The organism is Chryseobacterium endalhagicum (genome assembly GCF_016745235.1).
GTDB classification, from domain to species: Bacteria; Bacteroidota; Bacteroidia; order Flavobacteriales; family Weeksellaceae; genus Chryseobacterium; species Chryseobacterium endalhagicum.
On sequence record NZ_JAELVM010000005.1, the window covers coordinates 91,534 to 105,662 of the forward strand.

Annotated in this window: 9 protein-coding genes and 15 tRNA genes; all 24 read right to left on the minus strand. The window is 38.1% G+C overall.

The window, feature by feature from the left end; all coding sequences use genetic code 11:
• Positions 1–14: 14 nt before the first annotated feature.
• The gene (locus JET18_RS21705; RefSeq protein ID WP_202094716.1) at positions 15–791 is read right to left on the minus strand and encodes an ATP-grasp domain-containing protein; all 777 of its coding nucleotides are present in this window, start codon (positions 789–791) and stop codon (positions 15–17) included.
• Between the two features lie 28 nt (positions 792–819).
• Positions 820–1,632: an ATP-grasp domain-containing protein gene (locus JET18_RS21710; RefSeq protein ID WP_202094718.1), complete on the minus strand. Its 813-nt coding sequence runs from the start codon at positions 1,630–1,632 to the stop codon at positions 820–822.
• Positions 1,633–1,649: 17 nt separating this feature from the next.
• Positions 1,650–2,135 carry a ribonuclease H-like YkuK family protein gene (locus tag JET18_RS21715; protein ID WP_202094720.1) on the minus strand — a complete coding sequence of 162 codons (486 nt, stop codon included), beginning with the start codon at positions 2,133–2,135 and terminating at the stop codon, positions 1,650–1,652.
• Between the two features lie 314 nt (positions 2,136–2,449).
• Positions 2,450–2,520 (minus strand) — tRNA-Trp (locus JET18_RS21720).
• Between the two features lie 100 nt (positions 2,521–2,620).
• Positions 2,621–2,696, minus strand: a tRNA-Phe gene (locus JET18_RS21725).
• 90 nt (positions 2,697–2,786) lie between these two features.
• Positions 2,787–2,860 (minus strand) — tRNA-Leu (locus JET18_RS21730).
• Positions 2,861–2,868: 8 nt separating this feature from the next.
• Positions 2,869–2,942 (minus strand) — tRNA-Leu (locus JET18_RS21735).
• A 275-nt stretch (positions 2,943–3,217) separates the two neighbouring features.
• Positions 3,218–3,292 (minus strand) — tRNA-Glu (locus JET18_RS21740).
• Between the two features lie 81 nt (positions 3,293–3,373).
• Positions 3,374–3,460: transfer RNA gene (locus JET18_RS21745), tRNA-Tyr, on the minus strand.
• A 380-nt stretch (positions 3,461–3,840) separates the two neighbouring features.
• Positions 3,841–3,922, minus strand: a tRNA-Cys gene (locus JET18_RS21750).
• Between the two features lie 200 nt (positions 3,923–4,122).
• Positions 4,123–4,196, minus strand: a tRNA-Asn gene (locus JET18_RS21755).
• A gap of 146 nt (positions 4,197–4,342) precedes the next feature.
• Positions 4,343–4,416, minus strand: a tRNA-Ile gene (locus JET18_RS21760).
• A gap of 118 nt (positions 4,417–4,534) precedes the next feature.
• Positions 4,535–4,608 (minus strand) — tRNA-Ile (locus JET18_RS21765).
• 132 nt (positions 4,609–4,740) lie between these two features.
• Positions 4,741–4,812 (minus strand) — tRNA-Pro (locus JET18_RS21770).
• A gap of 64 nt (positions 4,813–4,876) precedes the next feature.
• A tRNA-Asp gene (locus tag JET18_RS21775) sits at positions 4,877–4,948 on the minus strand.
• Positions 4,949–4,956: 8 nt separating this feature from the next.
• A tRNA-Arg gene (locus JET18_RS21780) sits at positions 4,957–5,030 on the minus strand.
• A 103-nt stretch (positions 5,031–5,133) separates the two neighbouring features.
• Positions 5,134–5,207 (minus strand) — tRNA-Lys (locus tag JET18_RS21785).
• Between the two features lie 125 nt (positions 5,208–5,332).
• A tRNA-His gene (locus JET18_RS21790) sits at positions 5,333–5,405 on the minus strand.
• Positions 5,406–6,228: 823 nt separating this feature from the next.
• Positions 6,229–7,248, minus strand: coding sequence for a tetratricopeptide repeat protein (locus JET18_RS21795; protein ID WP_202094722.1), 1,020 nt, complete (start codon positions 7,246–7,248; stop codon positions 6,229–6,231).
• Positions 7,241–8,947 (minus strand): US12 family protein, encoded by a 1,707-nt coding sequence (locus tag JET18_RS21800; RefSeq protein ID WP_202094724.1) that lies wholly within the window; start codon positions 8,945–8,947, stop codon positions 7,241–7,243. The genes JET18_RS21795 and JET18_RS21800 overlap by 8 nt, the downstream gene beginning before the upstream one ends.
• Positions 8,937–11,318 (minus strand): hypothetical protein, encoded by a 2,382-nt coding sequence (locus JET18_RS21805; protein ID WP_202094725.1) that lies wholly within the window; start codon positions 11,316–11,318, stop codon positions 8,937–8,939. Before JET18_RS21805 ends, JET18_RS21800 begins: the two co-directional genes overlap by 11 nt.
• Positions 11,309–12,052 (minus strand): hypothetical protein, encoded by a 744-nt coding sequence (locus JET18_RS21810; RefSeq protein WP_202094727.1) that lies wholly within the window; start codon positions 12,050–12,052, stop codon positions 11,309–11,311. Before JET18_RS21810 ends, JET18_RS21805 begins: the two co-directional genes overlap by 10 nt.
• A complete protein-coding gene (locus tag JET18_RS21815) occupies positions 12,025–13,158 on the minus strand; it encodes an AAA family ATPase (protein ID WP_202094729.1) in 1,134 nt (377 codons plus the stop codon). The genes JET18_RS21810 and JET18_RS21815 overlap by 28 nt, the downstream gene beginning before the upstream one ends.
• A 3-nt stretch (positions 13,159–13,161) precedes the next feature.
• Positions 13,162–13,782 carry a hypothetical protein gene (locus JET18_RS21820; RefSeq protein ID WP_262896565.1) on the minus strand — a complete coding sequence of 207 codons (621 nt, stop codon included), beginning with the start codon at positions 13,780–13,782 and terminating at the stop codon, positions 13,162–13,164.
• Between the last annotated feature and the right edge of the window lie 347 nt (positions 13,783–14,129).

Sequence of the window (14,129 nt, forward strand, 5' to 3'; positions counted from 1 at the left end):
ATCCTGTTTTTTTTTTAATTTGAAAAGTAAATATTCAATGCTTTAATAATACTTTTCACATTGGTATTGGGATAAAACCCGGAACTGTTGATACAGTTGATTTCTACAATCTTCCAGCCTTTATCTGTTAAACAAATATCCATTACAAAAGCTTTCTCAAGATTAAAAAGCCCGATCATTTCATTGGCGAAAATAAGTCCGTCTTCTGAAATTTTTTCTTCGAAAGGAACATCATCATTAAATTTATAATATCCTCCATCTACAATTTGTCCTCCTATAATCCAAAGTCTTGCTTCTTTTATGGTATGCTTTGCTTCTGAAACCTGCACGATTGAATCTTTAGTAATTCTATTAGATTGACTTTCCAATGCTTCAAAAATGAAGTCTTTCCATTCAATCTCTGTGAAAACTCTTCCTGTAAAAATTTTAGCTTCATTGTAAGGTTTTATGAATTTTTTTTCATCATTCTTCCAAACAAGGTCTTCTGAAACTTTATGAACAGAAACTTTATAATTAAGGAGATTTTTTCCATAAAATCTGGAATACACCTCATACAAGTGATTCCCTCCATAAAAAGAACCTGGAAACCAATCTGAATTTTGTTTTGCCAGCCTTGCAATCGTCACAGAACCATACACGAAAACATCCTTTCTGTCTGTTTTAAAGTCTATTTTCTCTGCTGTTGGTAGAATATTAATTACCTCGTAATCAACATTTAATTCTTCCAATGCATTAAAAATTTTGTAATGATCCGGATCTAAATACACATTAGCCTGAATTAAAAAATACATGGTTATCAGTTTTTTTATTTGATTCTTTTTATTTGTTTTTCACTGTTTTCGAAATTTCCAGTTTTGTATCTTCAGGAAATCCGGAAAGACCGGGGATATCATTATATTCTACAATTGTTTTCTCTCCGTTTTCTGCTTCCAGAACATCAATAGCAACAATATCAGCCTTAATATTTTCCTGTAACAGTTTCACTTTTTCTATCCATTCTTTTTCGGGTTCAATGATCTGATATTCCTGAGTCAGAGAATTGGCCTTCCAATATTTTCCTTTTCTTTTCATTGCCCAAACCTTATCATTAATCGCCAAATAGCGGATATCATATTTATAATCGATGAATTTTTCAACGGTTACATAATCCTGATGAATGAATAGCAGATCTTTGAGTTCTTCCCACTGTTCTTCGGATGTCACCAAACTTTTTCCGAATCCTCCATGATGATTTCCAACTTTCACTACGAAAGGAAATGGCATCTGTAGATTTTTCAATTGGCTGGTTTTGGTTGTTACATCAAAATCTATCACAGGTAACCCAAGTTTCCTCAATGTATTCAACATAGATAATCTGTCATATCCTTTTAATAATGTCTCCGCAGAATTCACACATGGAATTCCTGAATATTCTATCAGTTCTAAAATATTTCGATGTTTTGGCTCTGGATTTAAGGCTCCCAGCCGCCAAAATATTACATCAGGTTTACAGACACTTTCTGCATCAACAGCATACAGAGAAGAATTTTTCACTATAAATTCTGAAGTTTGAAGACTTTTTTGAACAATATTAAATCCATCAAAATAATCTTTCCAATACTTTTCTCCATTAATAAGTAAAACTGTTTTCATTTTTTTAAATTAAAAGATTAAACCATCATATCAGCACAGTTGGAGCTTGCAAATGCATAAGGTTTTGCCTTAAACACATATCCCATTCCCAGAATGTAGCCCATTGCATCTTTTAATGCGGTATTTGACTTAAAATCGGGGTCGGTATTAATGTCTGCGTGTACCTCCATTCCCACCCCATAAGCATCCAGAATGGCACAGATAGCGTAAGCAATTTCTACGGATCTGTTCACCTCATTCAGCATTCTTTCCTTGATACTGATCTTCTGTATTTGTCTGTCTTTTCTGATAAAGGTAAACGCTCCTTTTCCTTCCCGAACAAATACAATTGCGGTTGCATAACTGATGGCATCGCCATACACGTGGGAGTCTGATCCCACACATACTTTCAGTCGGTGGCCGTTAGCCTGTTCGCGGATAATGGCTTCTTCTACCAGCTGTGTGATAGGTTTCCGGAAAAAAATTCCTTTCATATTCTGCCATACTTCTTGTTGCGTTTCCATTTTTTCTACATGTTTTAAATTTGCTTTACATATTAATTTGTCAATGGTGAATGGTCAATTTGTTTCACAATCAATTTTTTAAAATTCACTTACGAAGTAAAATTCACCATTCACGATTCATGATTCACTACTGTCAATGGTAAATTGTCAATTCGTTTCACTGTCAATCTTTTAAAATTCACTTACGAAGTAAAATTCACGATTCACTTTTGTCAATGGTGAATTGTCAATTCGTTTCACGGTCAATATTCTAAAAATTCACTTACGAAGTAAAATTCACTATTCACCATTCACTATTATCATTCCCATTTTTGCACTCCGAACAGGACTCGAACCTATACCATCAGTTTTGGAGACTGAGATGCTGCCATTACACCATCAGAGTATTTTTTATAATTGATCAATGATGATTGATAATTGATGCTTATGTCAATTTTACTATCTGCTATTGATCATTAATCACTGATCAACCATCATTGATATTTTGGTGGAACAGACAGGAATCGAACCTGTACCTTTAGTTTTTCAGACTAACGTGCAGACCTGCTACACCACTCTTCCGTTTTTTATGAGTAATAAGTAATCCGCAATGAGTAATATTTTGCGTGCTTAATTATTACTTATTACACATTATTTATTGCTTATTTTTTGTACCTCTCCCCGGATTCGAACCGGGACTTTACGGGGTTTAAAGCCGTTTTCTCTGCCAGTTGGAATAGAGAGGCAATTCTTGTACGGAAAGGGGGACTCGAACCCCCAAAACCTTGAGCCTAAATCAAGTATGTCTACCATTTCCACCATTCCCGCGTTTTTTTTATAAATGATCATTGATAAGTGATAAATAATTTTTAAAAACGTAGATTTTTTATCAATTATAATTTATCAATGATCGTTTATAAGTGAAGGTCAGAGAAAGCCTGTCTGTATAAAACTATGCCTGTTAGTGTTTGTAAGATCTTCTGCGCTCGACAAACTTTTCTCTTTCCCGTTTTTCTGTGAATGATCAGCGAATCAATTTATTTCCTCGATCTGAACTTTCATGGTATTTCATCATTTTGAATTGATTTTTTGACCATTCACATTGGTACTCCATAAGGGAATCGAACCCTTATCATCTGCTCGAAAGGCAGGCGTCCTAACCGTTAGACGAATGGAGCGTTTAAACCAACTGACCAGGACTCGAACCTGAACAACAAGAGTACTTTTCCTGCATGCTGCCGTTACATTATCAGCGGTTTTGGTGGAAGTAGCAGGATTCGAACCTGCTCAGCAATGAAGCAACAGATTTACAGTCTGCCCCGACTCTCCAACTTCGGCGTACTTCCAGATATAATGAGTAATAGGTAATTAGTAATGAGCAATTTTCTAACTTCTAACTTCTAACTTCTAACTTCTAACCTCTAATTTCTATTTGAAGAAAAACAAAGCCTGTCTTTAATTTTTTGTTTGATATAAGAACTTCTATGCTCGACAAACTTTTTCTTCTTCTGAACTAACTAAATTTTATAAATGATAAGTGATGAGTGATAATTGATCGGTAATCCTGTAACGACCACTCACTTCTAATTTCTAATCTCTAACTTCTAACCTCTAATTCCTATTTGGAAAAAAACAAAGCCTGTCTTAATTTTTTGTTTGATATAAGAACTTCTGCGCTCGACAAACTTTTACTTTTCTCCGGAACTAATCTCATTTTAGTTATTTGAGATGGTTATGGGATTCAAACCCACTCAGTTTTCACAACGGTTTTGCAGACCGCCCCGACTCTTCCACTTCGGCGAACCATCGAATGATAAATGATAATTGATAGTGAATAGTGAATAGTGAATAGTGAATCTACATACTCTCTAACTTCTAACTTCTAATTACTAACTTCTAATAAAAAAAGAAAAAGGCTGTCTGTATTTTCCGTATTTGGCGTAAAGATCTTCTGCTCTTGACATACCTTTTTTCTCTTCTTTTGAAACAATTAACATTTAGTTATCTGCGATTCCGGAAAGACTCGAACTTTCAACTTCCGGTTTAACAGACCGGCGCTCTAACCCATTGAGCTACAAAATCATTTTTTTGTGTGAATGGTGAATCGTCAATCCGTTTTACTGTCAATTTTTAAATTCACCTGCGAAGCAGAATTCACTTTTCATTTTTCACTCTTCACTCTTCACTCTTCACTCTTCACTCCTCATTCTTCACTTTCCCCTCTCTTGTAATTTCGGAAGGACTCGAACCTTCAGCCTCCGGTGTATCAGACCGACGCTCTAACCCATTGAGCTACGAAATCTTTTTTTTGTGTGAATGGTAAATCGTCAATCCGTTTTACTGTCAATTTTTAAATTCCCCTGCGAAGCAGAATTCACTTTTCACTCTTCATCATTCACTCTTCACTTTCCCCTCTCTTGTAATTTCGGAAGGACTCGAACCTTCAGCCTCCGGTGTATCAGACCGGCGCTCTAACCCATTGAGCTACGAAATCTTTTTTGTGCGAATTGTAAATCGTCAATCCGTTTTACTGTCAATTTTTAAATTCACCTGCGAAGCAGAATTCACTCTTCACTCTTCACTCCTCATCATTCACTCTTCATTTTTTCCCCACGGCAAAAACTCGTCTGGAAAGCAAGATTCGAACTTGCAACCTCCCGCGTCCAAGGCGGGTAAACAACCACCGTTATCTTTCCAGTTTTTCAGATTCACTTCCATTTTTTTCCGGGAGACAGCCGGAGCAAAATTTCCATGAATCTTAGCGGTCTATGCGGGAATCGAACCCGCAGTGCCCAAGAGACAGTCGGGCAGGTTAGCCATTACCTCAATAGACCTTTTTTTGTAATTCTGAGAGGAATCGAACCTCTAACCTTCGGTTTAGAAAACCAACGCTCTATCCAATTGAGCTACAGAATCAATAATTGATCAATGGTGTTTGATGAATAATAATTATTCGTAGTATGATCACTCCTATTTTTCATCTTTCTAACTTCTAACTTCTAATCTCTAACATCTATCGTAATCCCAGAAAGACTTGAACTTTCAACCCCCGGTTTAAAAGACCGGTGCTCTAACCTGTTGAGCTATGAGATTGTTTTTTATTTTGTGAATGGTCAATGGTCAATTCGCTTTGCTCGTCAATTTTAAATTCACTTGTGAAACAAAATTCACCATTCACCATTTACACTTAGCAAAATTTCTCCATTTCCATTCACTTTGGGTATCTTCGGGGATCGAACCCTGTTCTCCGGTTCCACAGACCGGCGCTTTACCAAATAAGCTAAAGAAACCATAAAAAAAGCACCTCTTTTCGGGAGGTGCTATATATATTCTGACGTAAGAGATCATTAGCTGACCCACGTATATAAGCACCTTTTAATTATAAATTCACTATCGAGAATAATACATGCATATCCTTTCGGCTCCTGTCCGTGTAATCTTGAATACTGATTAGATATGTTATGTAATTGTTTCATTATATTCTTGTTATTTAAAAAGTTTTTGAATCCTGAAAACCTGTTGCTTTCAATTTTCGGTTGCAAAGTAAGTATGAAATTTTTTAATCTGCAAATTTATTTTTCATTTAAACCATTAATAATCAATTGGTTAAATTCAATTTTCAGCATAAGAAATATCTGTCCGCAATATCCTGCGGATCTCTTAAATACCTAAATGACTGTCTCTCATCGGGTTACTTATCACTCTTATTTATCGTATTAAATGTTCATTATTAATTAAAAATTTTTCGTTTTTATGGTTATTTTTTTTCATTCTAAATAATTTATGGCCTAAAACACAAGAAACGCCTCGACTTATCGAGGCGTTTCTGCAGTATTTTGTTTAAATTTTTACGGGTTTATTGTAAATAATTTTCAAAGCAAGCACATTTCGCCTCATTCCATATCATCCATTCGTATCCGAATAATCCTTTTATTGAAGGGCTATCGCATAGATTTACATTGATATGTGCTCTTTGTATTGTCATAATTTTCTGGCGCAAAGATATGAAAAATTGTTTTTCACAAATGCTACTGCTGTTTTTATATGGCCAGCAAGGTGGCAGAACAGAACCCCGTTTAATGTTTCAATTCTTAAATCTTGAAATCCTTCAATTTTAATTCCTCAACATCTTATTCCTTCCCGTCTTAAATCTGGAAATATCTTTCAGAATAACACTATCATCAGGATTGAAATGTTTCAGTTCATTGATGATCTCAGAACGTGTTCCTACTTTCTCCGCAATGATTTCATAGGCAATACTGCGGGTTACAGACTGCAGCTTAGGATCTTTTTTGAATTCATGCTTCATGGCTTCAAGATAGATGACCTTTTTGTATGAAGGCGTCTCCTGATAAAGATTCTGAATTTCCTTTTCCAGTTTTTTCACATCAAAAACATTCGCAAAATAATTATTCAGGCAGTTGAAAGCATCTTTATCTTCGTTCCAGCCCTTCAGCAGGATTTTTTGCGCTTCTTCAGGCTGTTCCATTTTTTTGCTGTAAATCAGGGACGCTTTTACCATCTGGTTGTTCGCTGTATAGTCATCCGCAACCATCCGGTAGTAGCTGTGGGCATTTGGAATATCATTCAGTTCTTTGTAAAGGTCGCCTACTTTTTCTTTCTGCTGCATTTCTTTGTACAGATCGATCGCTCTTTTGTACTGCTTTGCTTTTTCGTAGCAGGATGCCGCTTCTGCTTTATTGTTCAGTTTTTTAAGATAAACCGCTGCCGCCTCATTGTAAAAGCCTCCGCTTTCCAGAGTTTTTGCGCCACGGAAGTTGTCCTGAAGAAGGTTCATGTATACTTTAGCCGCTTTTTTATAATCTTTCTCGGCGATATATTTTTCGGCGAGTTCTTCATATTTACTTCTGATCCGGTCAAATAATGATGTTTCCAGATAAAAATTCCCACCTCCGGAACCTCTTCTTCCTGAATTTTTCCTGTTCTGTTCTTTATCTTTTAATGCGGTGATGACGATCATGATAATAAAAGCGGCAATAATGAAAACCGCCATTGTGAAAATCACGCTCCAGACGCTTTCGTGAAAAAGCTGTGCTGCAATTCCGATGATCTTAAACACAGTCAGGATCATAAATGCAATCAGGAACTTGTCTATAAATTTCTGTTTATTCATCGTCATCAGAGTTTAAAATGGTTTTATCTTCACTGAACAGACGGTAAAGAAGAAGGATCACAAAAATCACCAGGATCCATACGAACCAGTTGTATCCGAACATTTTTATCAACGGATAAAACAGATACACAAGCATCGAAACAAGGACCACAGACAATATCATCTTCACCCAAAGCGGCACATTGTCACCACCCAGGTTTAAGGATTTCTTTTTGAAAATAAAAGAATAAATTCCTACCGCCCCGAACATGAAAATCACCAGATAAAGGATATCGGAAACCTTTGCGTTTTCCTTAGGACCATTATCATCTGACTCCAGGGTTCCTGTTTTTGAATCTTTAACGGGAGACGGAGGAAGCTCTGTAATATCAAGGGTTCCATACAACCGTCCGAGCGAATCCGCCATCAGCACCTGTTTTTTCATTAAAACAGATTTTACAATTCCTCCATCAACAGGTTTTCCTTTTGAATACTGTTTCAGTGAATCTGAAATCCGGCGTTCCATTTTTGCTTCCTGCTGAACCAGATGTCTGGTAATCTTTTTTGAATAAACAATTTTCAGGGAATCGCGGCTGTTTTGTTCTCTGGCATTGAGTTTTTCAATATCATTTCCTACTTCCCCGAGGTTTCTGCCACCTGATTTTTTATACCTTTCCCTGTCATTTTTATCTTTTGACATCGCAGCCCCTGCCGCTGTATATTCACTGGAAAGTTTTTTTCTTTCTTTTCCGTAAATAGAATCAATTTTCATGTCAATATCCGTCACACCGGACTGATAAGCAATGATATCTGCCTGAAGTTTTTCTGTTCCGTTCATAATTTTCCCAGACGAAACCAGAAAATCTTCTTTCTGGGTTTTGTCTTTGTCCGAAGGCAGAAAAATTCTTAAAAGTATTGCGATCACCACAACACTCCAGAAGATCCACCGGAAATTCCGGCTTCCCACAGTTTCTTTTTTATCCTGTGAACCTCCGAACAAGGCACTCAGCCAGCTTTCTCCAAAGGTAAACTGTCCAAATCCGTCACCTCTTGAAGTTCCCATGATATCCAGCGGAACTCCCAGTTCTACGGCTCTGTCAGGATATTTTTCTATATATTTTAAATATTTTTCAATTTCTTTTTTATTTCCTGCCATTACTTTTTTAAGGTCAAAAGGCAGATTTTTCATCCATTCTTCTTCATTTTTCGGCTGCTGAAGACCAGCCAGAACTTTCTCGTCATCCATTTCAACCGTGAAACTTTCGATATGCTGGGAAATTTTCACGCCATTCGAAGGTTTTCTTACTTTTCCTATTGAAATTTCAGGTTCCTGTATCACGGAAAGCCAGTCTATTTCTTCTGTCAGCTTCACAAAACCAAACTCAGGGTGCATGATCACAAACCTGCAGCCGACAGACTGCCAGTCTTCAGGATTGATTTTGGGATAAAATATCGTATTTTCAGGGATAAAAAGCCGGTCATCCACACATTGAAAGTAAGCATTTTTTCCAATGTCCTGAGGAGCTTCGTCATAGAAAACCAACAGACATCCATATAAAATATTGGGCTGGTCCGCCGGAACAGCATAAGACTTAACTTTATTGAGGTCTATTCCCAGCAATTCCATCTCCTGAAGCCACACCACGGGTGACGGGTCTTTGATTAAAAGGCCTTTTTTAGGATAGCTGTTTTTCGGAAAAGGTTTTATTCTAAGTTCCATAATCCAGGATCTGATCAATAAATGCTGTTAAATACATGGAATACATTTCCTCCATTGTTTTCACTTTCAGTAAGGTCTGCTTCGGAAGATAATATTCTGATCCGCCGTATTCCGAATTGGTGGCCAGGGCCAGAAAACCATATTCTGTGGAGGGAATATAAAATGTAGGAATTCCGGTATTGCTGCTCTTAAAAGTAAGCATTCCTCGGGAATCCGTAATGACCTCGCTGCCGTCCTGAAATGTAAATTTATTTTTATTCTGCTCTGCAAGGATCTTAACTGTAAATCTGTTTTTATATAAATTCAGGGAATTATCATACAGTTTGCAGAGTTCATTTCCTGAGATCACGAGATTATTGTTTTCGTTGATTCCCATTCTGTTGAAATTGCTGATGATTTTCATTCCGCTGCGATTCAGTTTGGCTACTTCTGTTTCTGCTTTGGCTACATTCTTGTCTATTTCACCATCATCATTGAAAATTGATTCTACAAATGCATTTCCTTCTAAACTGATTTTATAAAGAGAGGAATTCATAGGCTGATGCAGATAGAAATTTCTTCCGAAATAAATCAGATGATAGGAATTGGGAATATTCAATCCGGTAACGTTCTGCTCGGAATATTCTTTAGTATTCAGATTAAGCTTTGAGACCAGTTTTTTATCAGCCTGGTACTGGCATAAAATGAACTGCTGCTGTTTATTTTTAGCCAACGCAAACTGTCCTCTTGGTTTTACAGAAATATCTTCGATTAAAACCTCGCTTCCATGATAGGTTTTATAATAATCATAGGAGTTACGGTCATAATAATTATCCGAAAGGTAAGTTTTCAGCAGCTGCTTTTTTGAGCTTAAAATATAAAATTCGCCTTCGTATAAAAACTGGGCAATTTTGCTGGACGGCGTTGGAAACAGGATTGGGTAATTCTGCGGAAGATCTGTTTTTTTGCCATTAATTTGCTGAACTTTCTGCCTGCGTTCCGGCGGGTTTGCCCATAGCTCCTGAAGCGGAAGTTTAATCTTCTGAATATGTTTTCGGGCTCCTTTATGGTGTTTATAAAAATTCAGTTCACCGTAAGAGTCAGTCGTGATCAGGAATTTTAACCTGTCCCTGTTTTCGTGAATCACCTTCCGGACCTTTTCATCGGCAAGATTTTCCTGATGGGTAATGAAGAACACTTCAAGATCTTTTTCCGAATGCTCTTGATTAAAAAACTTTTCCAGCACTTCTGAAACTTCCAGCACCGGACTTACGTGATTAAGGTTTTCAATCACCTGCTCAGGCTTATCCAGAGAAATAGGAATCCCGGTCTGCCCCAATGCAAAAACTTTACACTCTGAATGGGCTTTGGGATGCCTGATGACCGCAATTGCCGATGCAAAAGCCAGTACTTTCGGCGTTCCCCAGTTTCTCAGGGAAGTATCTATTAAAATAATCCGTTCAAAAATATTTTCTTCCGGCGGTATTTCTCTTTGAATATATAATGCTTCATTATTGGCCACGCGGTTCATAAATACCTCATCATCATTGGCAAATTCCGACAAAAGCATTCTGTGGAGATCACCTTTGTTCGCCATATCTGAAATTCCTCCAATAGGCTGCTCACCGGGAGAAAGATGGCGCATAGGAATTCTCAACCCGCTCCAGATCCTTTTGATCAGGCTTCCTACCTGAAACGTTTTAGGCTCTTCAATGAGCTGCTGGATAAAATCTTTGTCGGTTTCTATGGTTGTCTCTTCCTCCACGACTTCGTCATCCAGCTCCGGTTCATCAATGTGATCGCGCATGGCATCAATGATGGACTGGGTAGTAGGAAATCTTTCGTTTAAAAGATTAAGAGTACTCAGATCTTTATTAATCGCTGACGGCCCTGCATATTTTTTTTCAGCACTTGCAGCCAGCATATGAGGTCTTTTGTAGTAGACAGCCAGAATCATTTCGGCTCGGCTCGGCGCTATTCTGTTGTGGGCGTCCTGAAACAGGGTCTGAAGAAGTATCATTCTGTTTTGTCCCTGTTTATAGACTTTATTTAAGGATTTCAGCTTTTCAAGGAATTCAATGCTCTTTTCTGCGGTAAAATCAAAGTTTCCGATACTGTGAAAATTCGCGGTATGTTTCAGAGGTCCGGCAAAATCGGTGTAGCCGTCCTGCATGGCGTACAGAACAATCAAAAGGGCACCGAACGGCGGCCATCCCAATGGTTGAAGTTCTTTCAGAATCTCTATCACATAAGGTCTGTAGGCTATAGCCCCAACCCCCGGAATCGAGATGAGGTTGTTATCATGGTACCCGGAATCCCCGGCAATATCCTCGTCGGTCTCCCACTCCCAAAAGTAGTTTTCATATGACTGGAAATATTCGTTCAGATCCATTCTTTTGTTTTTTCGGTAAGACGGAATGAGCTTACAGACAGCGGCCGTAAATCTTCTTTTTTAATGGGAAGATAGGTTCCGTCTTCATTCCATAAAAGCCATTTGTCCGACCCTTTATTATATTGCTGCTGAAGGAGAGAACTTAGATTTTTAAATTCAAAATCGAATCCTGCAGGCAGAAGATGCCCGTGTTTTGTCCAATAGGTTTTCCCCGGAAGACTCAACAAAGGAGTTCCGAGAAATAATGCTTTATCATTAATCACCGCCCATTCTATTTTTTCAAGCTTAAAATTCTGCTGGAGTGGGATGTTTTCTTTAATTTCTGATAGAATGCTTACTAATGCTACCACAGGATGTTCTTCGCTGCCGGGTTTTAATCTGACCTGAATTTTTTCATCGATTCCAAAATAATTCTGGTTCGAAGCCGGGAAGGTAAGACGCAATGCTTTGTCTATTGGTGACCACAGCAAAGCGGTTCTCATTTTTTTGCTAGGAACCAAAGCTTCTTTTTTAAATAAAAGCCCTTCGCGCAGTTCATACAATATAAAATCGGGCAGCTGCTGAATTTCCGCAGATACAGCCTGCTCTTCAGTGAAACCTTTCAGCCACACTGTATCATCATCCACTGCGATCTGTACATTTTTCCAGTCTCTGACAGCGCCTAAAAAATCTTCATCAGCCCGTGGAAGTTCTGCCCAGAATTCTTTTATACGCTTTGAAGGATCTTCTGCCATAAGCTTTCAATTTCTTGCTGGATATACTGTTTCTGCTCGGGATTTCTGATCCAGTCGCAGCGGGTCTGCAGGTATCTCAGTTTATCTTTGATGACATTCTGCTCTTCAAAGCTGAGGGTACCGCTGTTCCATTTTTCCACGAGGATCTTTACGTCTTTCATCACTTCCTCCGGATTGGGAGTTTTGTTCTGCATCGCCTGGGGATGGGACTTCGGATGATCATCTTTTTCAATAGTCCTGTTGATAATTCCTTCCAAGATCTCAATCTGCTCTTCCGTATCCCAGATATGTTTCAGTACCCATAAATCAGAAAGTACAGCTTCATTTCTTTCGCAGATGAGTGCACTGGCTGCAATCAGGTTTTGAAGTTTTACCGCTCTACGATCGGAGATGGCAATTCCCGTATTCCGAAGGCTGATGATGGTGTTCAGATAGACTTCATAAATAGGTCGGAGATCTACTGTTTTACATAAATTCTGAAGCTCTCTGATCTCGTCGGCATGAATCTCAGGAATATCCGCATCCGTTTCGTTTTCCAGCTTTCTTCCGGCAAGAAGTACCTGCTGAAGAAGTTCGGGATTTACATAATCTACATTAATTCTCACCAGAAAACGGTCAAACAGAGCGTTCAGTGATTCATCTTCAGGAAGCACATTGCTGGCCCCCACGAACATGAGTGCGGGCAGTTTTTTTGTTTCTTTTCCTCTTTTGAAGATCTTTTCGTTCAGCGCCGTCAGCAATGAATTCAGGATCGCTGAATTGGCATTGAAAATTTCATCCAGGAAAACCAGTGAAGCCTCAGGCATCATGCCTTCCGTATTGGTGAGAAGTTCACCTTCTTTTAATTTCCTGATATCAAAGGGCCCGAAAATTTCGTTCGGTTCTGTAAAACGTGTTAATAAATATTCAAAGTTTCTGCCGTCTTTCACTGTTTTTGAAAGCGTTCTTACAATCGCTGATTTCGCGGTACCCGGAGGTCCGTACAAAAATGCATTTTCTTTTGCCAGCAGACATATTCCCAGCAGATCCACTACATCATTTTTCCCTACGAAGGTGTCTTTTACGTAGCTGAGAACGGTATTAAATTTTGTGATATTTTGAGTCATTGATTATTCTTCAGTTATTATTTTTAATTCTCTCCAAAATTCCTCCTTATACATTCCAAACTCCCCGATAAGCAGCTGATTAAGATATGGAATTTCAGCAAGTTCATAAGCTTTCTTTTCTACAATTCTTTCCAGATACAATTTCCGGTATATTTTGTCTTTCAGTTCCTTTTCCCAGTCGATTTTTTCAAGATGAAGAGGATATCCTATCCCTGAATAATGAAACCGGGTAAGAATATCTTCCAGAATGCCCACCAACGGATCATTGGGATCAGCGGTATGAAGCAGGGATGCAATCTGAGGTAAAAATCTCAATGATAAATCCGCAGACAAAACAGAAGAAGTATCCTGTGCTATTTTCAGTTTCGGGATCAGCTTATCGAGATCTTTTGCTGTATTTTCCCGGATAAGATAGAGCTGGGTACTGTGATACAACACTTTTGCCGCCCAAACTGCCGCTTCTTTATGACAGTGAATTTCTGTTGACAAAAATTCCAGTCTCTCTTTTTCAAATTCTGTTTCAAAATAATCTCCGGCTTCCATTTCCTCCTTCTTTGAGATCTCCTGTATGTTTGAAAAAACAGTCATGCTTCCGCTTTTCCGCAGCAGAAAAATAGTATCCAAAAATGGGGAGCCCGTTTGCATCATCTAACAAAAATAAAACTATTTCGCAGAGAATAAAATTTTTATATGAATGATTGCTCATTAAATAATGTTTACGTTGTGGAATGGATAAAAACGTTGATTTAATGAGGGTGAAATGCTTTTCTGGTGTTTTTTGTTTGTGCGAATTTTTTTCTTCCAATTAATAAAAGCTCATAGGTTTTGGAAACCTATGGGGTTTGTGGTGTTTGCGGATATTTATTTAAGGATATCGGTTTTGGGTTTTTGGTTGGGGGGGGGGGGGGGGGGGCGGCCAACACCAAACCCACCACAAACCCCACAAAAATATATAAATTAAAAAAAAAAAG

Coding starts and splice junctions, on each gene's coding strand:
- JET18_RS21810 (WP_202094727.1), bottom strand. CDS start 12,052: ATGGCAGAAGATCCTTCAAAGCGTATAAAAGAATTCTGGGCAGAACTT.
- JET18_RS21795 (WP_202094722.1), bottom strand. CDS start 7,248: ATGAATAAACAGAAATTTATAGACAAGTTCCTGATTGCATTTATGATC.
- JET18_RS21715 (WP_202094720.1), bottom strand. CDS start 2,135: ATGGAAACGCAACAAGAAGTATGGCAGAATATGAAAGGAATTTTTTTC.
- JET18_RS21800 (WP_202094724.1), bottom strand. CDS start 8,947: ATGGAACTTAGAATAAAACCTTTTCCGAAAAACAGCTATCCTAAAAAA.
- JET18_RS21710 (WP_202094718.1), bottom strand. CDS start 1,632: ATGAAAACAGTTTTACTTATTAATGGAGAAAAGTATTGGAAAGATTAT.
- JET18_RS21805 (WP_202094725.1), bottom strand. CDS start 11,318: ATGGATCTGAACGAATATTTCCAGTCATATGAAAACTACTTTTGGGAG.
- JET18_RS21815 (WP_202094729.1), bottom strand. CDS start 13,158: ATGACTCAAAATATCACAAAATTTAATACCGTTCTCAGCTACGTAAAA.
- JET18_RS21705 (WP_202094716.1), bottom strand. CDS start 791: ATGTATTTTTTAATTCAGGCTAATGTGTATTTAGATCCGGATCATTAC.